The sequence below is a fragment of the Streptomyces sp. NPDC003016 genome, from assembly GCF_053591455.1.
Window position 1 is genome coordinate 68,621 of sequence record NZ_JBSFTV010000011.1, and the last position, 22,428, is coordinate 91,048.

General features: G+C 71.2%; 17 protein-coding genes and 1 pseudogene. 5 read left to right on the plus strand and 13 right to left on the minus strand.

Annotated elements, in window-relative coordinates; translation table 11 throughout:
• Nucleotides 1-55: 55 nt before the first annotated feature.
• Genes ACWDZ4_RS11920 through arfA form a run of 4 tightly spaced genes read left to right on the plus strand, consistent with a single transcriptional unit; the run spans nucleotide 56 to nucleotide 4,791 of the window.
• Nucleotides 56-1,393 (plus strand): extracellular solute-binding protein, encoded by a 1,338-nt coding sequence (locus tag ACWDZ4_RS11920; protein WP_451508257.1) that lies wholly within the window; start codon nucleotides 56-58, stop codon nucleotides 1,391-1,393.
• Complete coding sequence (locus tag ACWDZ4_RS11925; protein WP_451508258.1) at nucleotides 1,390-2,358, plus strand: carbohydrate ABC transporter permease; 969 nt, start codon at nucleotides 1,390-1,392, stop codon at nucleotides 2,356-2,358. Before ACWDZ4_RS11920 ends, ACWDZ4_RS11925 begins: the two co-directional genes overlap by 4 nt.
• Nucleotides 2,355-3,218: a carbohydrate ABC transporter permease gene (locus tag ACWDZ4_RS11930; protein ID WP_451508259.1), complete on the plus strand. Its 864-nt coding sequence runs from the start codon at nucleotides 2,355-2,357 to the stop codon at nucleotides 3,216-3,218. Before ACWDZ4_RS11925 ends, ACWDZ4_RS11930 begins: the two co-directional genes overlap by 4 nt.
• Nucleotides 3,219-3,261: 43 nt before the next feature.
• Nucleotides 3,262-4,791 (plus strand): arabinosylfuranosidase ArfA, encoded by a 1,530-nt coding sequence (arfA, locus tag ACWDZ4_RS11935; RefSeq protein ID WP_451508260.1) that lies wholly within the window; start codon nucleotides 3,262-3,264, stop codon nucleotides 4,789-4,791.
• Between the two features lie 88 nt (nucleotides 4,792-4,879).
• Here the strand turns inward: arfA and ACWDZ4_RS11940 are convergent, their stop codons facing one another.
• The 13 genes and pseudogenes from ACWDZ4_RS11940 to ACWDZ4_RS12000 all read right to left on the minus strand — a co-directional run.
• On the minus strand, nucleotides 4,880-6,925 hold the full coding sequence (locus tag ACWDZ4_RS11940) for a pectinesterase family protein (protein WP_451508261.1): 2,046 nt from the start codon (nucleotides 6,923-6,925) through the stop codon (nucleotides 4,880-4,882).
• Nucleotides 6,926-6,953: 28 nt separating this feature from the next.
• Nucleotides 6,954-8,309 carry a pectate lyase family protein gene (locus tag ACWDZ4_RS11945; protein ID WP_451508262.1) on the minus strand — a complete coding sequence of 452 codons (1,356 nt, stop codon included), beginning with the start codon at nucleotides 8,307-8,309 and terminating at the stop codon, nucleotides 6,954-6,956.
• Nucleotides 8,309-9,055, minus strand: coding sequence for a rhamnogalacturonan acetylesterase (locus tag ACWDZ4_RS11950; RefSeq protein ID WP_451508263.1), 747 nt, complete (start codon nucleotides 9,053-9,055; stop codon nucleotides 8,309-8,311). Before ACWDZ4_RS11950 ends, ACWDZ4_RS11945 begins: the two co-directional genes overlap by 1 nt.
• Nucleotides 9,052-10,392 (minus strand): ABC transporter substrate-binding protein, encoded by a 1,341-nt coding sequence (locus tag ACWDZ4_RS11955; protein WP_451508264.1) that lies wholly within the window; start codon nucleotides 10,390-10,392, stop codon nucleotides 9,052-9,054. Before ACWDZ4_RS11955 ends, ACWDZ4_RS11950 begins: the two co-directional genes overlap by 4 nt.
• An 81-nt stretch (nucleotides 10,393-10,473) precedes the next feature.
• Nucleotides 10,474-12,006, minus strand: a complete 1,533-nt coding sequence (locus ACWDZ4_RS11960; protein ID WP_451508265.1) for a family 43 glycosylhydrolase — start codon at nucleotides 12,004-12,006, stop codon at nucleotides 10,474-10,476.
• The gene (locus ACWDZ4_RS11965) at nucleotides 12,003-12,866 is read right to left on the minus strand and encodes a DUF6807 domain-containing protein (protein WP_451508266.1); all 864 of its coding nucleotides are present in this window, start codon (nucleotides 12,864-12,866) and stop codon (nucleotides 12,003-12,005) included. Before ACWDZ4_RS11965 ends, ACWDZ4_RS11960 begins: the two co-directional genes overlap by 4 nt.
• Nucleotides 12,863-14,038, minus strand: a complete 1,176-nt coding sequence (locus tag ACWDZ4_RS11970; RefSeq protein ID WP_451508267.1) for a Gfo/Idh/MocA family protein — start codon at nucleotides 14,036-14,038, stop codon at nucleotides 12,863-12,865. Before ACWDZ4_RS11970 ends, ACWDZ4_RS11965 begins: the two co-directional genes overlap by 4 nt.
• Complete coding sequence (locus ACWDZ4_RS11975) at nucleotides 14,035-14,961, minus strand: carbohydrate ABC transporter permease (RefSeq protein ID WP_451508268.1); 927 nt, start codon at nucleotides 14,959-14,961, stop codon at nucleotides 14,035-14,037. Before ACWDZ4_RS11975 ends, ACWDZ4_RS11970 begins: the two co-directional genes overlap by 4 nt.
• The gene (locus ACWDZ4_RS11980) at nucleotides 14,958-15,890 is read right to left on the minus strand and encodes a carbohydrate ABC transporter permease (RefSeq protein ID WP_344498696.1); all 933 of its coding nucleotides are present in this window, start codon (nucleotides 15,888-15,890) and stop codon (nucleotides 14,958-14,960) included. Before ACWDZ4_RS11980 ends, ACWDZ4_RS11975 begins: the two co-directional genes overlap by 4 nt.
• A gap of 140 nt (nucleotides 15,891-16,030) precedes the next feature.
• The gene (gene araD / locus ACWDZ4_RS11985; protein WP_451508269.1) at nucleotides 16,031-17,755 is read right to left on the minus strand and encodes an L-arabinonate dehydratase; all 1,725 of its coding nucleotides are present in this window, start codon (nucleotides 17,753-17,755) and stop codon (nucleotides 16,031-16,033) included.
• Nucleotides 17,752-18,663, minus strand: a complete 912-nt coding sequence (locus ACWDZ4_RS11990; protein ID WP_451508270.1) for a dihydrodipicolinate synthase family protein — start codon at nucleotides 18,661-18,663, stop codon at nucleotides 17,752-17,754. The genes araD and ACWDZ4_RS11990 overlap by 4 nt, the downstream gene beginning before the upstream one ends.
• Nucleotides 18,660-19,304, minus strand: a complete 645-nt coding sequence (locus ACWDZ4_RS11995) for a GntR family transcriptional regulator (RefSeq protein WP_451508271.1) — start codon at nucleotides 19,302-19,304, stop codon at nucleotides 18,660-18,662. The genes ACWDZ4_RS11990 and ACWDZ4_RS11995 overlap by 4 nt, the downstream gene beginning before the upstream one ends.
• A 141-nt stretch (nucleotides 19,305-19,445) precedes the next feature.
• Nucleotides 19,446-20,669 (minus strand): annotated as a pseudogene (locus ACWDZ4_RS12000) (immunoglobulin-like domain-containing protein); the annotation flags it as partial.
• Nucleotides 20,670-21,155: 486 nt separating this feature from the next.
• On the opposite strand from ACWDZ4_RS12000, the gene ACWDZ4_RS12005 reads away from it, so the two are divergent.
• Nucleotides 21,156-22,229 (plus strand): glycoside hydrolase family 43 protein, encoded by a 1,074-nt coding sequence (locus ACWDZ4_RS12005; RefSeq protein WP_451508272.1) that lies wholly within the window; start codon nucleotides 21,156-21,158, stop codon nucleotides 22,227-22,229.
• Nucleotides 22,230-22,428 lie beyond the last annotated feature (199 nt).

Here is a 22,428-nt window from a genome sequence, read left to right on the forward strand (position 1 = left end):
CGGTCCCGTTCGAAGCTGCGAGCACCATTCGAAATACCGAACACTAGGGGTGGGGATGGCACGACCTTTCCTGAGCCGCAGGAATGTGCTTGCCGGGATAGGCGGGCTGGCCGCAGCCGGCACTCTCGCGGCCGGCGCGGCAGGATGCGCCGCACCGCAGGCGGTCGCCGACGGAAAGACCAGGCTCCGTTACTGGCACCTCTTCGGCGGCGGCGACGGCGTCAACATGCAGGTGATGCTCGACGCCTTCCGGGCCGGGCACCCGGACATCGCCCTGGAATCCGCCACCCTCCAGTGGGGTGCCCCCTACTACACCAAACTCGGCATGGCGGGCGCGGGCGGCCGGGCCCCCGAAGTCGCCGCGCTCCACCTCGCCCGCCTCGCCGGCTTCGGACCCGGCAAGCTGCTCGACCCCTTCGACCTCGACCTGCTGGCCCAACACGGCGTCCACGCGGACGACTTCCCCGAAGGCATCTGGCGGCGCGGCGCCGTCGACGGCAAGCAGTACGCGATCCCGCTCGACACCCACCCCATGGTGCTCTTCTACAACACCGAGGTCTGCGAGAAGGCCGGACTGCTCGCCGCCGACAAGACCCTCCGGCCCATCGAAGGGGCCGAACAGTTCACCGCCGCGCTGCGCGCCGTCAAGAAGGCCACCGGGCAGCCGGCCCTGGTCACCGAGACGCTCGGCTCCGACTGCATCGGCCCCTGGCGGCTCTTCTCCACCTTCTACTCCCAGCTGGGCGGCGCCGTGCTGTCGCCCGACGGGAAGTCCCTCGCCGTCGACGACGCCAAGGCGCTGACCGCGCTGAAGTACATGCGCATGCTCGTCGAGGAGGGACTCGCCGTCCGCCGGGTCGACTACGCGGGCGCCATCGGCGTCTTCAACAACGCGAAGACCGGCTTCTACCTCAACGGCGAATGGGAGATCAGCTCCTTCCTCACCACCAAGCTGCCCTTCTCGATGACCCGCGTACCGAACCTCTTCGGCCGCCCCACCGCCCAGGCCGACTGCCACGCCTTCGTCCTGCCCCACCAGAAGGGGCGCGGCGGAAAGACCGACGAGGCGGCGCACGCCTTCGTCGCCTGGATGCTCAAGAACACCGTCGAGTGGGCCAAGGGCGGCCACGTACCCGCCTACCTGCCGACCCTGGAGAGGCCGGACTACCTGAAGCTCACCCCGCAGTCCGCCTACCGGTCGGTGGTGGACGACGTGGCCCTCGACGAGCCCGCCTGGTTCGCCGGCTCGGCCTCCGTGATGTGGATCGAACTCGGCGCCGTCTTCTCCAGCGTCCTCACCGGATCGCGTACGCCCGAGAACGCCCTGACCGAGGCCAAGGCCAGGCTCCGCACCCTGCTGGAGACCCCCAACCCCTTCGGAGGCGCGGCATGAGCGTGACCCACCCGGCCACCGTGCCGCCGGCCGCCGGAGTGCGGACCTCCGCGACGGGGCCCGCCGCCAGGCGCGTGGCCGTACGCCGCCACTGGAGCGAGCACGGGCTGGTCTTCGTCGCGCCCTTCCTCCTCTTCTACGGCCTCTTCCTGGTGTGGCCGCTGCTCTCCGGCCTCGGCATGAGCATGAGCAGCGACAACATCGCCGGTACGGGCGGCGAGTTCGTCGGCTTCGACAACTACGCCGAAGCCCTCCAGGACCCGAACGTCTGGTCCTCTCTCTGGAACACCGTCTGGTTCACGGTCCTGTCCACCGTGCCCCTGGTCGTCACCGGACTGGTCCTCGCCCTGCTCTCCCACCACCTCCGGATCGTCCAGTGGCTGTGGCGGCTCAGCTGGTTCGCGCCGTTCCTGCTGCCCTCCGGCGTCGTCGGCCTGCTCTTCCTCTGGGTGATCTTCCCGTCCGACTTCGGCTTCGCCGACCAGGCGCTCGCCGCCGTCGGGCTGCACCCGGGCATCGGCTGGCTCACCGACGAGCGCTACGCGATGCTCTCCATCGTCCTCACCACCGTGTGGTGGACCGTCGGCTTCAACTTCCTGCTCTACCTCGCCGCGCTCCAGGCCATCCCGCAACACCTCTACGAGGCCGCCGAACTCGACGGCGCCGGGGGGTGGCACCGGCTGCGCCACATCACCCTGCCCCTGCTGAGCCGCACCACGGGCGTGGTCGTCGTCCTCCAGGTGCTCGCCTCCCTGAAGATCTTCGACCAGGTCTACATCATGACCGGCGGGGGCCCCGACGACTCGACCCGGCCGATCCTCCAGTACGTCTACCAGGCCGGATTCACCGGTTACCGGATCGGTTACGCGTCCGCCGTCTCGTACATCTTCTTCGCCCTGATCCTGATCGTCTCCCTGGTGCAGCTGCGGCTGTCCCGGCGTACACGCGAGGAGAACGCCCGATGAGCGCCCACGCCCCGGCCGACACCACGGGCCGCCGGGCCCGCTGGACCCCGGGCCGCGCCGCGATGCTGCTCGCCGCCCTCGCCCTGGTGGTGGTGTGGGTGCTGCCGCTCGCCTGGGCCGTCGCCACCTCCCTCAAGCCGGAGGGCGAGACGACGAAGACACCGCTGGAGTGGATCGGCTCGACCGTCACCTTCGACGCCTACCGGCAGGTGTGGAAGTCCGGCGATCTCACCCGGTGGCTGTTCAACTCCGTCTGCATCTCGGTGACGACGACCGTGCTGACCGTCGTCCTGTGCGCGATGGCGGCCTACGGCTTCTCCCGCACCGACTTCCGGGGCCGCAAAGCGCTCTACGCGCTGGTGCTCGCCGGAATCATGGTGCCGCCGCAGGTGCTGATCGCCCCCCTCTTCGCCGAGATGGTCCAGCTCGGCCTCGTCGACACGTACTGGGGCGTGATCCTGCCCCAGGTCGCCGTCCCCGCCATGGTGTTCATCCTGGTGAAGTTCTTCGACGGCGTGCCGCGCGAGCTGGAAGAGGCCGCCTTCGTCGACGGCGCCGGGCGCTGGCGGGTCTTCTGGACCATCGTCATGCCGCTGTCCCGGCCGGTCCTCGCGGCCGTCGCGATCTTCACGTTCATCTCCACCTGGAACAACTTCCTCTGGCCGTTCCTGGTGACCACCGACCCGGGCGGCATGACCCTCCCCGTCGGACTCGTCAACGTCCAGTCGAGCTACGGGCTCCGGTACGCCCAGATGATGGCCTCCGTCGTCATCGCGGGGCTCCCGCTGCTGATCGTCTTCGCGCTCTTCCAGCGCCAGATCGTGCGCGGCGTCGCCCACACCGGCCTGGCCGGCCAGTAGCACCCCCACGACCCCCGCGACCGCCATGAGAGGAACCGCACGCATGACCCGCCCCGCGGACCCCGCCGCCGCCCGCTTCACCCTCGACCCGGCCTTCGCCGTCGGCGACGTCGACCCCCGGCTGTTCGGCTCGTTCGTCGAGCACCTCGGCCGCTGCGTCTACACCGGCATCTACGAGCCCGGCCACCCCACCGCCGACGAGGCCGGACTGCGTACCGACGTGCTCGGCCTGGTCCGCGAACTCGGCGTCACCGCCGTCCGCTACCCCGGCGGCAACTTCGTCTCCGGCTACCGGTGGGAGGACTCCGTGGGCCCGGCCGACGAGCGGCCGCGCCGCCTCGACCTGGCCTGGCGCTCCACCGAGACGAACCGCTTCGGCCTCAGCGAGTACATCGCCTTCCTGAAGAAAATCGGCCCGCAGGCCGAGCCGATGATGGCCGTGAACCTGGGCACGCGCGGCGTCGCCGAGGCGCTGGAGCTCCAGGAGTACGCCAACCACCCGGCCGGCACCGCACTCTCCGAGCGCCGCGTCGCGCACGGCGACAAGGACCCCTTCGGCATCCGGCTGTGGTGCCTCGGCAACGAGATGGACGGCCCCTGGCAGACCGGCCACAAGACCGCGGCCGAGTACGGGCGGCTCGCCGCCGAGACCGCGCGCGCGATGCGGCAGATGGACCGGGACGTCGAACTGGTCGCCTGCGGCAGCTCCAGCCGGGCCATGGAGACGTTCGCCGCCTGGGAGGCGACGGTGCTGGCCGAGACGTACGACCTCGTCGACTACATCTCGCTGCACGCCTACTACGAGGAGCTGGACGGCGACCGGGACTCCTTCCTCGCCTCCGCCGTCGACATGGAGTCCTTCATCGAGAGCGTCGTCGCCACCTGCGACCACGTCGGCGCCCGCCTCAAGTCCTCGAAGAGGATCAACCTCTCCTTCGACGAGTGGAACGTCTGGTACATGAGGCGCTTCCAGGAGCAGGCCGACGCCGAACCGCTCGACTGGCCCGAGGCGCCGCGGCTGCTGGAGGACAACTACTCCGTCACCGACGCCGTCGTCTTCGGCTCCCTGATGATCGCGCTGCTGCGCCACGCCGACCGGGTGACGGTCGCCTGCCTCGCCCAGCTCGTCAACGTCATCGCGCCGATCATGACCGAGCCCGGCGGCCCGGCCTGGAAGCAGACGACCTTCTTCCCGTTCGCGCAGGCGTCCCGGTACGGGCGGGGCCGTGTGCTCGACGTACGGATCGACTCGCCCACGTACGCGACGCCGAAGTACGGCGAGGTGCCCCTGCTGCACGCCACGGCGGTACGCGGCGACGACGGCACCGTCACCGTCTTCGCGGTCAACCGCAGCCAGGGCGAGCCGCTGCCGCTCGAAGTGGCCCTGCACGGACTGTCGCTGACCTCGGTCGTCGAACACAGCGTGCTGGCCGACACCGACCCGGAAGCCCGCAACACCCTTGCCGACCCCGAGCGCGTCACCCCGCGCGAGGCCCGGGGAACGACGCTCCGGGGCGGCACGTTGAGCACCACCCTGGAGCCGCTGTCCTGGAACATGATCCGCCTGGCCTGACGGCGTCTGACGGCGGGAGCGGCAGACCGGCCCCGGGCCGGCTTCACGGCGAGCGCCGCGAAGCCGGCCCGGGTGTTTTCGGACGCTCTCAGGCGGTACGCGCGCGGGTGCGGTGCGGCGCCCAGCCGTCCTGGCCCGCCAGGTAGTCGGAGACCTGGTGGCGGGCCGCTTCACCGGCGGGCATCTGCGGGCGCTGCGGGGTGACCGCCGCGCCGGGGCCGTGGTTGCGGTACTCGCTGAACCGGGCCTCCTGCCACGGGAACCCGCCCATGTCGGTCCACGGCGCCGACTTGACCGCAGCGGGCAGCACCGTCTCGCGGATCAGCACCTGGCCGACGGCGTCGGGATTCCCGCTGGGGTGCCACGGCCGGCCCAGGTGGAAGGACTGCTCCGGTGCGTCGCTGACGATCCTGCTGCGGGTGATCAGGAAGCCGTACGGGTTGCCCTTCCAGGTGCTGGCCGCGGTGATGTAACCGTTGTTGGTGGCGGAGCCGCGGCTCAGCGCCTTGATGACGGACCGCTCGACGACGGTCGTCGCCCGCCCGTAGATGAAGTCGACATCGCCCTCGATGTACGCGTCCCTGATGTAGACGCGCGCGGTCTCGGTGAGGACCGGGGTGTCGGTCATCAGCGTGTCCTGGTTGCCGAGGAAGCCGGTGTTCTCGAAGAGCAGCCGGTCCCCGGTGGTCTTCACGGCGAGTGCCTGTTCGCCGTTGATCTCGACGGCCGCCTCGTCGAAGTCGTTGGAGAAGGTCAGGTTGCGCGCGGTGAAGTCGTCGCCCTCGACGACGACGGTGGCGCTGCCCCAGGACCCGACGGTCCCGCCGCCCGGCTTCGCCTCGCCCGAGGGTGTGTCGAAGACGATCAGCGTGTCGTCGCGGTGCCTGCCGGTGCCGGCGAAGGTGACGCGGTGCTGCTCCTTGCCGACGCGCACCTTCTCCCGGTACGTACCGGGAGCCAGGGACAGGGTGACCCGGCCGTCGTTGCGGGCCGGGACCGCGTCGACGGCGGCCTGAAGGGTCGGGTAGTCGCCGCTGCCGTCCGCCTTCAGACGCAGCACGGTGTCCGTGCCGATGGACTTCTGCGGCCCGGAGAACTCCGTCACCAGCGCCGGGACGGCGGCCGCCGGGTCCAGCCGGTACGGGTAGAAGTCGCGCGGCTCGAAGGCCGTGCCCCAGGCGTCGTGCCGGCCGGTGGTGTTCTCGGTGACGGACCCGCGCTGGACCAGTTCCGCCGTGGCGTCGGCCTGGTAGGGGTGCTGGACGTCCTCGTAGTAGCTGTTCTCGATGACCATCTTCGTCCTGCCGCGCGCCCAGTTCCCGTACGAGAAGACCGGGTCGCCGTCCGCCACCTGCGCGGACAGGTAGTTGTTGTAGAGGTGGGCGTAGGCGCAGTTGTCGGCGGACGGGTTGCGCTGCTTGGTGCCGCTGAACCAGTTGTGGTCGATGGTGATCTGCGTCTTGACGTGGGGTGTCCAGCCGATCCCGAACGCCTTGTTGTGGTGGTCGAAGCGGTTGTACGAGACGGTGATGTACTCGCTGTCCTTGCGTACGTCGAGCAGTCCGTCGCCCATGTGCGTGAAGCGGTTGTGGTCGATCCAGACGTGGTGGACGGAGTCCATCTGGATGGCGTCGAAGTCCGTCGTCTTGCCGTCCCAGTCGCCCTCGACGTAGGAGTCCCTGATGGTGAGGTTGCGGATGATGACGTTGTGCGTGCCGGGGTCCAGGTGCAGCTCGCCGTGGACGAGTTCGGCGGTGTTCCCGACGCCGACGATGGTCTTGTCGGAGGCGACGTCGATGTCCGAGCCGAACGGTTCGACGGCGATCGTGCCCGCCACCCGGATGATGTAGGGCTCCTCGGCGCCGGCGTACTTGGCCAGATCGGCCTGGTTCCTGACGGTGACGACCTTGCCGCCCCGCCCGCCGGTGGTGCCTCCGTCGAGCGACGCGAAGCCGTGCGGGGTGTCGGACCAGGCGCGGTGGGAGGACGGTGCCGGACCGGTTGCGGCAGCAGGTGGTGCCGTCGCCGCCGCCGCCGCTGTCGCCGTCGCGGGGAGTCCGGCCACGGCCGCGGCCAGCGCCACGAGCAGGCCGAGGACCCGGGTTCTGGATCGCTTGCTGTGAGGGTGCGTCATTGCGGCTCCTGACAGACTGGGGTGCGGATCAGTGGGTGCGGGGCGCGCCCGCCCGGCGCGTGACCAGGGCCGGGACGGCCTGCGGCGGGTCGACCCGGGTGCGCAGGGCCGGGGTCCAGCCCGCGCCCTCGCGGAGCGGGTTGCCGGGGTTCGCGGCGTTGTGGGCGGCCACGAGGTCGGCCGGTGCGCCGTTGACGTGGTTGCCCTCGGCCGTGACCGGGGCGTCCTTCCACTTCTTCAGGATCTTCGCCGCGCTCACCCCCGCCGGCAGCGCGAAGGTGTTCTTCTCCGCGTACAGCTGGGACTCGAGGCCGATGCCGAAGGAGTACGCGTACCCCTTCGCCGCCACCACGAAGTGGTTGTTGTACGCGTCGACCTTCCCGAACCGCACGCGCGGCGCGCGCTCGACGATGTTCCGGAAGAGGTTGTGGTGGAGGGTGACCCGCAGCCTGCCCCGGTCGGTGGCGCCCGCGCTGTCGCTGTTGCCGATCATCAGGGTCTTGTCGTGGTCGGCGAAGACGTTCCAGGAGACGGTGACCAGGTCGGCGCCCCTGACGACATCCAGCTCGCCGTCGTGCTGCTGGAACAACTGGCCGTAGTGGAGGGGCTGTTCACTGTCCGGGCGGCGGCCGTCGGTGAACGTGTTGTGGTCGATCCAGATGTGCGTCGAGCCGTGCACGACGAGGTTGTCGTACTCGGAGTTCCACGCGCCCGCGTCGCCGTCCGTGGGGTCCCACTGCGGGAAGCAGTCGAAGGCGTCCTCGAAGGTGAGGCCCCGGACCACGACGTTGTCGGTGTCCTTGACCTGGAGGGACCCGCCGAGCAGCCGTGCGCCGCGGCCCACGCCGACGATCGTCGTGTTCGCCGGGACGTACGCCTTGACCTGCTGGGCCTGCGCGGCGGCGGAAGCGGCGCGGGCCTCCTCCTGCGGGCCGGCGGGCGGCGCGGTGCCCCAGGTCTTCGGGTCGTACGCCGCCAGGTAGGCGTCCAGGGAGTAGCCGCCGGTGGCGAAGTCCTCGCAGCTCCGGCCGCCCATGCCGTCGAGCGTGCCGCTGACCCTGATCACCTTCGGGGCGTCGCCGCCGTCCTTCAGTGCGCGCTTGAGCCCCTCCCAGGTGGTGACGGTGTAGGTGTGCGCTCCGTCGGCCCCGGCGCCTCCGGTGGTGCCGCCGTCGGCCGACGCCCAGCCGTCGTGCGCGGGGAGAACGGGGACGTCACGCACCGGTGAAGCCGCTGAAACCGGCGCGGCGTGGGCGCTCGCGCCGGGCACGGCGACGAGCAGGCCCGGTGTCACCACCGCGGCGACCAGGGAGACGAGACGTGCACGGCGTGTCTGGGCTCTGCTCTGTGCTCTGTTCTGTGTTCTGTTCTGTGTTCTGCGCATTACGGCTCCTCGTGCCAGGTCAGCCAGGTGTCGGGCAGGTCCGTGTCCAGGTGGCGCAGCTCGTCCGGCGCCAGCACGCCCTCCGCCGCCAGCGCGCGCGCCGTCAGCCGGGCCACCTCGACGGCGCCGCGCGGGTGGAAGTGGGTGTCGTCGGCGACACCGTCCGGATAGTTGGGGGATTCGCCCGGCTCCAGCCAGTGGAAGTGCTCCCTGCTGGCCTCGGGGCCGAGCTTCTGCCACAGCGCGAGCGAGAGCGCCGCGATGTCCAGCAGCGGCACCTCGTGCGCGGCCGCGAGCGCCCGCATCGCCTCCGGGTACGCGCCGTGCGTGGCCAGCGCCGTACCGGCGGCGTCGAACCGCCGCCGCTCCACGGAGGTCAGCAGCACGGGATGCGCGCCGCGGGCCCGCGCCCCGGTGACGTACTGGAGCAGGTACTGCTGGTAGCTCGTCCACGGCTCGGTGAGACGGACGGGGTCGTCGTGCTTCTGGTCGTTGTGGCCGAACTGGACGAGCAGGAGGTCGCCGGGGCGGACCGCCTCCAGGACGGGGGCGAGCCGCCCCTCGTCGAGGAAACTCTTCGAACTGCGGCCGTTGACCGCGTGGTTGGCGACGCTCAGGTGCTCGTGCAGGAAGAAGGGGAGCGCCATGCCCCAGCCGGCCTCGGGCGCGGCCGTCATGTGCTTGCCGGCGGCGGTGGAGTCTCCGGCGATGAAGACCGTGCGCGCGCGGTGGGTGTGCGGGGTCACTTGTTCTGCTGCTCCCACTCGGCCTGCGCCTCGTTCAGCTCACCGGCGAGCTTGTCCAGGAACGCCTTGGGCGTGGTCTTGCCGAGCAGGACCTTCTGGAACTCGGGCTCGTTGTCGGCCTTGGTGATCGAGTTCCAGTCGGACAGGTAGTACGGCAACTGCACGATCTTGGTGGAGCCGTCGGTGAGGGACCGCGCGCCGAGCTTCGTCGGCTCGGACCTGTTGATCCACTCGTCCTTCGCGGCCTCGGTGTGCGCCGGGATCGCGCCCGCCGCCTCGTTCCACTTGCTGTTCGACTCATGAGACGCGGCGAACTCGATGAACTTCCACGCCGCGGCCTTGTTCTTGCTCGCCTTGAACAGGCCGAGCCCGTCCACGGGGTTGGACACCTGGACCCGCACACCGCCGGGGCCCGTCGGGTTCGGGATGCCGGCGAACTTCTCCTCGCCCAGCGCCTTCACGTGATCCTGGTAGGAGCCGAGGTTGTGGCTGAGCATCCCGATGGTGCCGGAGTCCCACTGGGCGACCATCTTGGCGAAGTCGTTGTTGACGTCGGCCTCGGGCGTCGTCCGCTTGTACAGCCCGACGTACTTCTCCAGCGCCGCGACGTTCTCCGGGGCGTTGACGGTGGTCTTCTCGCCCTTCCAGAACTCGGTGATGCCGGACTGCCCGTAGATCGCGTCCAGCGCCTGGGCGACGGAACCGGCGCCGCCGCGGATCGTGTACCCGAAGGCGTTCTTGTCGGCGTCGGTCAGCTTCTCGGCCGCCGTGTAGAACGCGTCCCACGTCGTCGGCGCCTCCAGCCCCGCCTTCTCGAACAGATCGGTCCGGTACCAGAGGGTGCCGTTGTTCGCTGACGTCGGCACGGTGTACATCTCGTCCCCGCGCCCGCCGGCCGTCCGTACCCCCTCGACCATCGACTCCACCAGCCTGCCGTCCAGCGAGGAGCCCTTGATCCGGTCCCCGACGGGCTCCAGCGCCTCCTGCGCGACGATGTTGGAGAGGTAGGCGGTGCCGACGCCGCCGACGTCGGGCAGACCGCCGCCCGCTATCGCGGTGTCGTACTTCGACTGCACGTCGGTGATCGGGATCGGGACGTACTTGACCTTGATGTCCTTGTTCGCCGCTTCGAAGTCCTTGATGATCTCCTTCCAGACGGCGGTACGCGGACCGCCGTTGTTGTCCCAGAAGGTGATCTCGCCCTTGCCCGAGCCCTCGTTGCCGCCCGCGCTGCTGCCGTCGTCCCCGCAGGCCGTCGCGGTCAGCGCGAGTACCGCCGTCAGTGCGACCGCGGCAGTGGCCCGCCCCCGGGGGCGGCGGCCGGAAGTAACTCTCATGGACTGCTCTTCTCTCTCGGTGTGCGTCATTGCGGCTCCTCGGAGATGTCGTGCGGTGATCGGGCCTTGACCAGGCCGTGTTCAGGCGTTGATACGGAAGGTGCCGAAGAGAGCGGTACCGGCGGGGCCCGTCCCGGCCGGCGCGGCGGCGAACAGGGCGAGCTGCGCTCCGACCCAGCGCCACGGCACGGCCGCGAAGACCTGGCCGGAGGGGAGGAATCCGTCCCCGGTGTCGGCGGCGAACCGGCAGCGCGCCCCGGCCGAGACCTCGATCCGCAGCCGCGCCCGCCCCCCGGGCGCCGGGCGGGCGTACTCCGCGTCCCGTTCGCGTTCGGCGACCGTCTCGGCGTACCGGTGCACCAGCTGTACGCCGCCGTCGGCGCCCCGCTCCAGACCGATCCACGAGAACGCGTCACCCAGCACGGCGAACCCCGCCCTGGCCCCCGGCTCCGTGCTGTTGAGGGTCAGTTCGACCGTCGCGGTGAACTCGGGCGCGGGCAGCCGCTGCACCAGCACGTTCGGCAGCCGCCGCAGGTCGTGCGCGTCGGCCGTCCGCAGGCAGGTGGCCAGCAGCCCGTCCCCGGAGTGCGGCACCGTCCACCCCGCCCGCGGGGCGGCCGTCCACTGCCACTGCCGCCCGTAGCGCCCGCCGGGGAAGCTGTCGTCGGTGGCCGGAGCCGCGACCGGCTGCGGCGGCAGGTCCGGCTTCGGGTGTACGGACACGGGCTCGCCCGCGTCCCCGATCACCGGCCACCCCGCGTCGTCCCAGCGCATCGGCTGGAGGTGCACCACCCGCCCGTACGCCCCGCGCGACTGGAAGTGCAGGAACCAGTCCTCACCGGCCCCGGTGCGCACCCAGCCGCCCTGGTGGGGGCCGTTGACCTCGGTGCGGCCCTGCTCCAGGACGACCCGCTCCTCGTACGGGCCGAAGAACTCCCGCGACCGCAGCGCCCCCTGCCAGCCGGTCTCCACGCCGCCGGCCGGCGCGAAGATCCAGAACCAGCCGTCGTGGCGGTAGAGCTTCGGCCCTTCGAGGGTGAACCAGCCGGGGATCAGGTCCGCGTCGACGATCACCTCGCCCTCGTCGAGCAAGGTGCGCCCGTCCAGGCTCATCCGGTGTCCGGTCAGCCGGTTCTTCACCCCCGACCGCGACTTGGCCCAGGCGTGCACGAGATAGGCCCGGCCGCTCTCCTCGTCCCACAGCGGGCACGGGTCGATCAGGCCCTTGCCCGCCTTCACCAGGTGCGGCTCGGTCCACGGCCCGCGGATGTCCTCCGCGTTGATCTGGTGGATGCCCACGTCCGGATCGCCCCAGAAGATCCAGAACCGGCCGCCGCTGTGCCGGATGGACGGCGCCCACACCCCGCCGTCGTGCCGCGGCCCGGCGGACTCCCCCTCCCCTTCCACCGGCGGCTCCAGCGCGTGCCCGGTCAGCGTCCAGTTGACGAGGTCGCGCGAGTGCAGCAGCGGCAGCCCCGGCACCCGGCCGAAGCTGGAGACGGTGAGGTAGTAGTCGTCGCCGACCCGCACCACGTCCGGGTCGGACCAGTCCCCGGCGAGTACCGGATTGCGGTACGTGCCGTCGCCCCGGTCGGCGGTCCACGGCCGGCTCACGCGCCCACCGCCTTGCCGGCGTAGGCCGCCGCGGCGTCCCGGTCCAGCCGGCCGTCGGCCACGACCGTGACCACGCGGCGCACGAGCGTCCCCCCGTCGGGCACGGGCAGCCGGTCCGACCAGGCGAGCGCCGACCCGACGCCCGGATACTCGGCCGTCCGTACGAACCACGGGTCGCGACGGGTGTCCGCCGTCGCCCCCGCGAAGACCAGCGTCCAGCCGTCGCCCGCCAGGCCCAGCCAGTCGGCGGCCCGCCCGTGCACGGCGTCCTCGCCCTCCCCGGCCTCGGTGAAGGCGGTCGGCGCCGCGGCCTGCCGGGGAGCGCGCCAGAAGAAACCGCCGTACCCCGCGCCCGCCCGGCCGTTGGTGGCCGGGCTGCCGATGGACAGGTCGCCGCCCGAGGTGTTGGTGAGGGAGAAGGTGAGGTCCAGCGCCCAGGCGGTGTCGTCCAGCGCGGTGGCGGCCACGGTGCGGTGCTCGCGCAGCAGCTCGCCCGTACGGTCCGCGGCGTCCGCACCGGCACGCCAGCTCAGCTCCTCCACGAAGCCGGAGCCGTCCGGGTCGCGTCGCCGCCACCCCTGGTGGAGCTGCACGCCGTGGTTGTCGAGCTCCGTCGGGCCCCGGTCGCGTACGTAGGTGCTCCCGCCCCAGAAGTTGTGCCCCGCCACGTCCGGCACGGCGAGCCCCACTCCCAGGTGGTGGACGTGGTCGTCGGGCATCTCCTCGGTGACGGGCAGGCCGCCCAGTGTCGACAGGGGGTGCAGGTACGGACGGGGCGCGAGCCGGGTCGCGAGCGCGGGCCGGTAGGTGTAGCGGCCGACGGGACGCCCCGAACAGCGCAGTGCGAGGGTCGAGTTCATGGTGTGCTCGCTTCGGTGGAGCGTGCCCAGGGCGCGCCCAGCTCGGAGAAGAGGGTCAGGGTCTCGGCGCTCGCGGCGACCACGCGGTCCACACCGGTGACGATCCGGCGCGGCGCCCGCTCGCCGGGCGCGGTCCGCCAGGCGGACGCGGGCAGCGCGAGGGGATCGGGAGCGAGCCGTATCGCTTCGACGACCCGCATGAAGGCGCCGGTCAGCTCCGGCGGTACGAGGAGCGGCGTGCCCTCCGCCAGATGACGGACCAGGTTCTCCAGCAGGTCGGTCCTGCCGTACACGGACTCCTCGGGGCCGCGCCCGGCGCGCTGCACCAGCACGCGGTCCTCCTTGTACCAGAAGGTGATCCGGCCCAGTTCGCCGTGGGCGACGACGTACGGCTCGTCCGGTTCCTCGGCGCAGAGCGTCGCGGCCACCGTGACCGGGATCCCGCGCGCCGTCGTGATCCGCACGCAGGAGGTGTCGTCCGACTCGATGTCGTTGGCCCGCAGCAGCTCGGACTCGATGCCCGCCACGTCCTCGGACCGCGCACTCCCGGCCACCGCCAGGGCGGTGGCGACGGCGTGCGCCAGCGGATTGGTCAGCGCGCCGTCCACCACGTCGACCTCGCCCAGCCGGCGGCGCCCCGACCACGGGGCCCGGGTGAAGTACGCGGTGTCCCGCACCCACGCCCCGGCGGCGCCGACGCCCAGCAGTTCGCCGATCGCGCCCTGGTCGATCAGCGACCGGATCGCGGGCAGGGCGTGCGAGCCCAGGGACTGGAAGCCGATCTGGCAGCGGGTGCCGGCCGCCCGCACCCCGTGCGCCATGCGCTCGAACTCCGCGTACGACGGCGCGGGCGGCTTCTCCAGCAGCAGGTGCACGCCGCGCGAGGCCGCCGCCAGCGCCAGATCGGTGTGGGTCTGGATGGGCGTGCAGACGACGGCGAGCCGGGCGCCGGTGGAGTCCAGCAGCCCGCCGAAGTCGGCGGACTGCTCGGGCGTACCGAAGCCGTCCAGCTCTTCGGCGTCCAGCGGCCTCAGCTCGCAGATCCCGGCGAGCCGGACCAGGCCCAGCGCTTCGAGGCGGCGGATGTTGTGCAGGTGCCAGCGGCCGTGACCGCGTGCGCCGGCGAGTACGACGGGCAGGGGGAGGGGCAGGGGCGCAGGCAGGGCGCTCATCCCTTCACCGCCCCTGCGCTGAAGCCGGTGATCAGCCACTTCTGGATGAAGGCGAAGACGATCACGACCGGCACCGCGGCGATGACACCGCCCGCGGCCAGGGCTCCGAGATCCACGCTGTCCGCTCCTATCAGGGTGTTGAGGCCGACCGGAATGGTCTGCTTGTCCTGCTCGCTCAGGAACATCAGGGCGAACAGGAAGTGGTTCCAGCTGTGGACGAAGGCGAAGGAGCCGACGGCGATCAGGCCGGGCCGCAGCAGCGGCAGCACCACCGCGCAGAAGGCCCGGAAGCGCGAACAGCCGTCCACCCAGGCGGCCTCCTCCAGCGTGACCGGCACGTTCTTGATGAATCCGCTGATCAGGATGATCGACAGCGGCAGCTGGAAGACCGTCTCCGCGATGATCACGCTCCCCAGGGAGTTGATCATCTGGAGGTTCTTGAAGATCTCGAAGAGCGGTACGAGCATCAGCGCGCCCGGGATGAACTGCGAGCACAGCAGCGCCAGCATGAAGCCGCTCTTGATCCGGAACTCGAACCGGGCCAGGGCGTAGCCGCCGGCCAGCGCGATCCCCGTCGTCATGACCAGGGTGGCCACCCCGACGATCATGCTGTTCTGGAAGAACATCCCGAAGCTGCGCTCGGTCCAGACCTTCTCGAAGTGCTCGAACGTGACCGGCCACGGCACCAGCGAGGTGGAGCCGGCGGGCCGCAGCGCGAACAGCAGCATCCAGTAGAACGGGACGAGTGTGAAGAGGAGGTAGAGGGCGAGCGGCAGGTAGATCTGCCAGCGCGGTACGTCGTCGAAGGCGCGCTCGCGCCGGTTCCTGCGGCGCGCGCCGCGGCCCGGCGGCGCGGGCGCGTCGGTGGCGGAGTCCGGGGCCGCGGGGGAGCGGGGGTCCTTCTCCGCGAGTGCTGCGGTCACTTGGTGTCGCCTCCGAACTTGCTCAGGCGCAGATAGAGGATCGAGCAGAAGAGGAGGATCACGAAGGCGACCGTGGTCAGCGCGGAGGCGTAGCCGAAGTCGTGGCCCTCGATGCCGGTGTTGGCGACGTACAGCGGGAGCGTGGTGGTGACGCCGGCCGGTCCGCCGCCGGTGAGGGTGTAGAGCAGGTCGACGTTGTTGAACTCCCACACCCCGCGGAGCAGCGTGGCCAGCACGATCGCGTCCCTGAGGTGTGGCAGCGTGATGTGGAAGAACTGCCGCATCCGGCCGGCGCCGTCGACGGAGGCCGCCTCGTACAGCTCCTTCGGTACGGACTGGAGGTCGGCGAGGATGAGGATCGCGAAGAAGGGGACACCGCGCCAGAGTTCGGCGAGGACGGCGGCCCAGAAGACGGTGCCGGTGTCGGAGAGCACCGAGGTGCCGTACGAGCCGATGCCCGCGTCCGCCAGGTAGCGGCTGACGCCGGTGGACGGGTTGTAGAGCAGCATCCAGATGGTGGTGGTCAGCACGCCCGACACGGCCCAGGGCGAGAAGACCATCGCGCGGGCGATGCCGCGTCCGACGAAGGTCTGGTTGACGAGCAGGGCGAGGACGAGCCCGAGGGCGAGCTGAAGGCTCACCTGGACGACGACCCAGCGGGCGCTGAAGCCGAGGGTGGTCCAGAACTGCGGATCGTCGGTGAAGATCCGGGTGAAGTTGTCGAGGCCCGCGAAGCCGTTGCGCCACGGCTTGGTGACGTTGTAGTTCTGCAGGCTGTAGTAGAAGACGCTGATGACCGGATAGGCGATGAAGCCCAGCATCAGCAGCCCGGCGGGCGCGATGAGCAGATACGGGAGCCGGCGGGGTGGTGCTCCCACGCGGCGCCCCGGCGCCCTGGGCTTGTCGGCCACGGCTGAGGCTGAGGCCATGACTGCTTCTCCGTTCTCAAGTCATAAGTGCGGGTGGTGAAGCGCTTTCCGGATGCCGTTCGACATACCGGCCGGCGCTGAGCAGGACAGGAAAGGGCGGTGCGGTGCGGTGCAGGGCGGTGCGGACCGGACGGGCGGACTCAGCCCGCGTACGGATCGGGGACTTCCCCCGGCCGGGAGAGGAAGGCGAAGTCGCAGCCGGTGTCGGCCTGGGTGATCTGCTCGCTGTACAGCGCCCCGTAGCCGCGCTCGTACTTCGCGGGCGGCGGGCTCCACTCGGCCCTGCGCCGCTCCAGCTCCTCGTCCGTCACGTCGAGCCGCAGCGACCGGGCCGCGACGTCGAGGGTGATCGGGTCTCCGGTCCGTACGAGCGCGAGCGGCCCGCCCACGTACGACTCCGGGGCGATGTGCAGCACACAGGTGCCGTAACTCGTGCCGCTCATCCGGGCGTCGGAGATCCGCACCATGTCCCGGACCCCCTCCTTGAGCAGGTGGTCGGGGATCGGCAGCATCCCGTACTCGGGCATCCCGGGGCCGCCCTTGGGGCCGGCGTTGCGCAGCACGAGCACGGTGTCCGCGGTGATGCCGAGCGACGGGTCGTTGATGGTGCGCTGCATGGCCCTGTAGTCGTCGAAGACGACGGCGGGGCCGGTGTGGCGGAGCAGGTGCGGTTCGGCGGCGATGTGCTTGATGACCGCGCCGTCCGGGCACAGGTTGCCGCGCAGTACCGCGACCCCGCCCTCGTCCGCGAGCGGCTTCGAACGCGGCCTGATCACCTCGGGGTTGTGCACCCGTGCGCCCGCCAGCTGCTCGCGCAGCGAGTCGTGCGCCACGGTCGGCCGGTCCAGGTGGAGCACGTCCGTGAGCTGCGCCAGGAACGCCGGAAGCCCGCCCGCGAAGTGGAAGTCCTCCATCAGGTACTGGCCGCCCGGCCGCAGGTTCGCGAGCACCGGCACGGTCCGCGCGATCCGGTCGAAGTCGTCGAGCGTGAGCGGTACTTGGGAGCGCCCCGCCATCGCGATCAGATGGATGACGGCGTTCGTCGAACCGCCCAGCGCCAGCACGGTCGCGACCGCGTCCTCGTACGCGTCGCGGGTCAGGATCCGCGACAGCTTCAGGTCGCGGTGCACGAGCTCGACGATCCGGCGGCCCGAGGCCGCCGCCATCCGGTCGTGCCCGGAGTCCACGGCCGGTACGGACGACGCGCCGGGCAGGGTGACGCCCAGCGCCTCGGCCGCGGCGGTCAGCGTCGAGGCCGTGCCCATCGTCATGCAGGTGCCGGGGGAGCGGGCGAGCCCGTTCTCCAGCTCGGCCATCTCGGCGTCGCCGATCAGCCCGGCCCGCTTGTCGTCCCAGTACTTCCACATGTCGGTGCCGGAGCCGAGCACCTCGTTGCGCCAGTGGCCCGGCAGCATGGGCCCGGCCGGGACGAAGACGGCCGGCAGGTCGACGGACGCGGCGCCCATCAGCAGCGCGGGCGTCGACTTGTCGCAGCCGCCGAGCAGTACCGCGCCGTCGACGGGATAGGAGCGCAGCAGCTCCTCCGTCTCCATCGCGAGCATGTTCCGGTAGAGCATCGGGGTCGGCTTCTGGAAGGTCTCGGAGAGCGTGGAGACCGGGAATTCCAGCGGGAAGCCCCCCGCCTGCCACACCCCGCGCTTCACCGCCTGCGCCCGGTCCCGGAGGTGGACGTGGCACGGGTTGATGTCGGACCAGGTGTTGAGGACCGCGATGACCGGCTTGCCCAGGTGCTCCTCGGGGAGGTAGCCGAGCTGGCGGGTGCGGGCGCGGTGACTGAACGAGCGGAGCCCGTCCGTCCCGTACCACTGATGGCTGCGCAGCTCCTCCGGCGGCCGGGCGCTCATATGGACCATCCCGCCACGAGCTCCGCGACCTCGGCGCGCCGGTCCTCGGGCAGGACCCGGCTGGGTGCGCGCACGTCGCGCCGGCACAGGCCGAGGGAGGCCAGGGCCTCCTTCACCACGGTGACGTTGTCGGCGGACTGCCGGGCCGCCCGCAGCTCCTCGAAGGGGCGGATCTGCTCCCAGGTCTTCATCGCGGCCGGGTAGTCGCCCGCGCGCAGCGCGTCGAGCAGGCCCAGCGACACGGACGGGGCGACGTTGACCAGACCCGAGGTGAACCCGGTGGCGCCGACCGCGAAGTAGGGAACGGCGTACAGCTCGGCGAGTCCGGCGACCCAGACGAAACGGTCCAGGCCCGCGTCCCGCGCGAAGGCGGCGAAGCGCGCCGTGTCCGGCACGGCGTACTTCACGCCGATGACGTTGGGACAGGCTTCGCCCAGCGCGGCGAGGCTCTCCGCGCTCAACTGCGGATCGCGCACGTACGGGACGATCCCGAGCCCGGGGACGGCGTCGGCGATGGCGCGGTGGTAGTCGGTCCAGCCGTCGTGCGAGACGTACGGATGGACGGGCTGGTGCACCATCAGCATCTCGGCGCCCGCGTCCCGGGCGTGCTCGGCGGCGGCGACGGCGGTCGGCACGTCGTGTCCGACGCCGACGAGGACCGCGGCCCGGCCGCCCGCCTCCTCGATGGTCAGCTCGGTGACGGCGCGGCGCTCCGGCGGGGTCAGCGCGTAGAACTCGCCCGTGTTCCCGTTCGGCGTCAGGGTCCGTACGCCCCCGTCCAGCAGCCGGCCGAGCAGCGCGCGGTGAGCGGCGGTGTCCAGGGAGCCGTCGGCGGCGAACGGGGTCACCGGGATCGCCACCACGTCGGCGAGGGCGCTCCGCAGGGCGGAGAAGTCTGCGCTGGTCATACGGGATCCCCCTCCGGGAACGCGCGCTGGACGAAGTCGGCGATGTGGGTGTGCAGGGCGCGGGCGGCGCCCTGGGCGTCGCCGTCGAGCGCGAGCCGCAGGATCTCCAGGTGCTCACGGGCCTCCCGCTCCCAGGACGGGACGGCGGCCCAGGCGACGGTCGAGACGAGGGCCGCCTGGTCGCGCACCTCGTCCAGCACCCTGGCGAGCAGCGGGTTTCCGCACGGCAGGTAGAGCGCGCGGTGGAACTCCCGGTTGGCCAGCGAGCGTTCGGCCCGGTCGGTGGCCTCCGCGGCCCTGACGAGCGCCTCGCGGGCCGCTTCCAGGGAGGCCCGCGAGGCGATGGTGCGGCGCAGCGCCTCCGGTTCGAGCAGCAGCCGTACGTCGTACACCTCACGCGCCATGGCCGCGTCGACGGTCCGTACGGTGACGCCCTTGTACTGGTTCATCACGACGAGCCCGGTGCCGGCCAGGGTCTTGAGCGCCTCGCGCACCGGGGTCTTGGACACCCCGAACTGGGCGGCCAGTTCGGTCTCGACCAGGGCCTGCCCGGGGCTGAGGCCGCCGGTGAGGATGGCGTGTTTGATCCCCTCCAGCACGTACTGCGTGCGGGAGGGGATCGGGCTCGGAGCGAAAGCCATGGGCACTCACATATCTCGTGTATCGCGTCTCATATATGACGTACGAAGTACGACGCGATGAAGCTAAGCCCGCAGCCATGTGCCGTCAATGTTTCGCGCAAAAGAACTTCCGCGCGCGGTGCGGTGGTTGCCTCAGCGGGCGTACGCGTCCAGCAGCCGCGCGTACTCCGCCTTCGTCACCGGCAGCACCGTGCCGTGCCGGGGGCTGGCCGGCAACTCGAAGGTGTCAGGGACCGTCCAGGTGCCCGAGTCGAGGTCGGTGGTCTCGAAGGGGATGTAGCCCCGGCCGCCGAACTCGTCGATGAACAGGTACCACTTCTCCTCGGTGTTGGACTTGAAGACCGTCGGCCCCTCGCCGCGCGCGATCGCGCCCTTGCCGATGCAGTCGGCGACGAAGCCGTACGCCGTGGAGCGCAGGTCGTCGGACTTCTCGGCGGTGATGAACTTGGAGCACGGGGTGGTCGAGGAGTTGTTCCGCTCGTCCTTGGTGAAGCGGTAGTAGCTGCCGTCGTGGCGGATCACCGTCGAGTCGATGACGGAGTAGCCGGGGTCGTTCCAGACCTTGGGCTCGCTGAAGGTGTGGAAGTCGCGCGTGGTGGCGTACAGCATCTTGTTGTACGTGGTGCCGGTGTGGTCCGGGTCGTCGGCGGCGTACACCTTGGACGCCCAGAAGACGACGTACGAGCCGAGCTTCTCGTCGTAGTACGCCTCCGGCGCCCAGGTGTTGCCCGCCGTGTCGGGGGAGACCTTCACCAGGCGCTGGTCGGTCCAGTGGACCAGGTCGGTGGACTCCCACACCATGACGGACCTGCTGCCGGTGCGCTGCACCTGGTCCCAGCTGCCGCCGCTGCCGCCGTGCATCCGCAGGTCGGTGGCTATCTGGTAGAACTTGTCGCCCTCGGGGGAGCGGATGACGAACGGGTCGCGCAGCCCCTTGGTGCCGAGCGTGGACGTGAGGACCGGCCTGCCGCCGTTCAGCTCCCGCCAGTGCAGGGGGTCGTTGCCCCGGCTGAGCGCCATCCGGACCTGCTCGCCGTCGGAGGTTCCCTCACCGGTGAAGTAGCTGAAGGCGTACCCGGTGTACTTCCGCTTCTTGGGCAGCGCGGGAACGGTGGCCGTGAACGTGCGGCGCGCCCGGGCCTCGCCACGGGTGACGGTCGCGGTGAGCTCCACGGTGCGGGCGCCCTTGCCGTGCTCGGGCCGGTGGACGAGACCGGTGGAGCCGATGACGGCGGGCTCGGCGGAGGCCCAGCGGACGGCCGTGCGGTGGGAGCCCGCGGTGGGCAGCGTGAGGTTTCCGCGTACGTCGTCGAGGTGGTGGACGGTGAGTTCCCGGGCGGCCAGGGCGGTGGCCGCGGTGTCGTCGCCGGGCGCGGGCTCCGCGTGGGCGAGGCCGCTCCCCGGTACGGCCAGCAGGCCGGCGAGCAGGGACAGCAGGGGCAACAGGAGGCGGGGACGCAAGGGCGGGGGTCCTTTCGGGTGGTGGGCTCGGGCCCGTCCCCGGTCCTCGATCGCGAGCGGCGCCATCGAGCCCGTCCGGCGGTCGAGGGCACGCCCGAAGGGCGCCGGGGCCCGGGGCTTGCCCCAGTTCGGAAAGGGGCGGGCAGGGAAAGAGCCCCGCAGGGCGCAACGCCCTGACGGTGCCGGACGCTAGCCTCCCGGCCGACGCACCGACAAGGCCCCCGGACGAAATCCGTTCGAAACCGGGCGCGGTGTTCGGGTGGCCGAACGGAAAACCCTTCGTCCGCGCCGCAAGGGGCTGGTGTGCACGCCCGCTCGCGATTACCGTCTCCGCTGCACAGGATCTCGCACGACGTTCGATATCTCGAACGCTTCCCTGAGGAGGGCTCCGTGAGCCGCGATCACATACCGGCCACCCGTCGAGGAGTGCTGAAGGGCGCCCTCGCGCTGGGCGCCGTCGCCGCCGTTCCCGCCGTCGCGACCCCCGCCCACGCCGTCGCCGCCCCCGCCAACCCCCTGGTCCGGCACCGCGCCGACCCGCACATCCACCGCCACACCGACCGCCGTTACTACTTCACCGCCACCTCGCCCGAGTACGACCGGATCATCCTGCGCCGCTCCCGCACCCTCGCCGGTCTGGCGACGGCCGAGGAGTCCGTCATCTGGCGCCGGCACACCACCGGCGACATGGCGGCGCACATCTGGGCGCCCGAGATCCACCACATCGACGGGGCCTGGTACATCTACTTCGCCGCCGCGCCCGCCGACGACGTGTGGAAGATCCGCATCTGGGTCCTGGAGAACCGGAACGCCGACCCCTTCAAGGGGACCTGGACCGAGAGGGGGCAGCTCACCACCGCCTGGGACACCTTCTCGCTCGACGCCACCACCTTCACGCACCGGGGCGGCCGCTACCTCGCCTGGGCGCAGCACGAGCCCGGGATCGACCACAACACGGGCGTCTTCCTCTCCCGGATGGCGAACCCGTGGACCCTCACGGGACCCCAGGTGCGCCTGACCACACCCGAGTACGACTGGGAGCGCATCGGGTTCAAGGTCAACGAGGGGCCCGCGGTGATCCGGCGCAACGGCCGCATCTTCATGACGTACTCGGCGAGCGCGACCGACGCGAACTACTGCATGGGCCTGCTCACCGCCGACGAGGACGCCGATCTGCTCGCCCCCGGAGCCTGGGTCAAGTCGCCGGTGCCGGTCTTCACGAGCAACGCCACGACCCGCCAGTACGGCCCGGGGCACAACTCCTTCACCGTCGCCGAGGACGGCCGTACCGACGTCCTCGTCTACCACGCCCGGCAGTACGAGGAGATCACCGGCGACCCGCTGCACGACCCCAACCGGCACACCCGCGTCCAGCGTCTGCGCTGGAAGCCGGACGGGACCCCGGACTTCGGCGTCCCCGTCGCGGACGGACCGGTCAGGCTGACCGGCAGGGGACGCCCCTGACGTACCGGCGTCGCCTCCGGCCCTCGCCCCCGCTCCTGCCCCCGCCCGCGTCCGCGGTCCAGCCGCCGACGCGGGCGCGGTGCCGGGCCGCGCGCCCGGCGGCTGATTCACCGGCCTCCTGCGCAAACCGTTGACGGGCCCGGCGGGCGCTCGTACATTGCCCCGGCAAGCGCTTTCCTAAAACGATTCAATCGTCGGC

Bases quoted from the DNA above. Each gene is read 5' to 3' on its own strand.
- ACWDZ4_RS11920 (WP_451508257.1), top strand. From the start codon at position 56: ATGGCACGACCTTTCCTGAGCCGCAGGAATGTGCTTGCCGGGATAGGC.
- ACWDZ4_RS11925 (WP_451508258.1), top strand. From the start codon at position 1,390: ATGAGCGTGACCCACCCGGCCACCGTGCCGCCGGCCGCCGGAGTGCGG.
- ACWDZ4_RS11930 (WP_451508259.1), top strand. From the start codon at position 2,355: ATGAGCGCCCACGCCCCGGCCGACACCACGGGCCGCCGGGCCCGCTGG.
- arfA (WP_451508260.1), top strand. From the start codon at position 3,262: ATGACCCGCCCCGCGGACCCCGCCGCCGCCCGCTTCACCCTCGACCCG.
- ACWDZ4_RS11940 (WP_451508261.1), bottom strand. From the start codon at position 6,925: ATGACGCACCCTCACAGCAAGCGATCCAGAACCCGGGTCCTCGGCCTG.
- ACWDZ4_RS11945 (WP_451508262.1), bottom strand. From the start codon at position 8,309: ATGCGCAGAACACAGAACAGAACACAGAACAGAGCACAGAGCAGAGCC.
- ACWDZ4_RS11955 (WP_451508264.1), bottom strand. From the start codon at position 10,392: ATGAGAGTTACTTCCGGCCGCCGCCCCCGGGGGCGGGCCACTGCCGCG.
- ACWDZ4_RS11965 (WP_451508266.1), bottom strand. From the start codon at position 12,866: ATGAACTCGACCCTCGCACTGCGCTGTTCGGGGCGTCCCGTCGGCCGC.
- ACWDZ4_RS11970 (WP_451508267.1), bottom strand. From the start codon at position 14,038: ATGAGCGCCCTGCCTGCGCCCCTGCCCCTCCCCCTGCCCGTCGTACTC.
- ACWDZ4_RS11980 (WP_344498696.1), bottom strand. From the start codon at position 15,890: ATGGCCTCAGCCTCAGCCGTGGCCGACAAGCCCAGGGCGCCGGGGCGC.
- araD (WP_451508269.1), bottom strand. From the start codon at position 17,755: ATGAGCGCCCGGCCGCCGGAGGAGCTGCGCAGCCATCAGTGGTACGGG.
- ACWDZ4_RS11990 (WP_451508270.1), bottom strand. From the start codon at position 18,663: ATGACCAGCGCAGACTTCTCCGCCCTGCGGAGCGCCCTCGCCGACGTG.
- ACWDZ4_RS11995 (WP_451508271.1), bottom strand. From the start codon at position 19,304: ATGGCTTTCGCTCCGAGCCCGATCCCCTCCCGCACGCAGTACGTGCTG.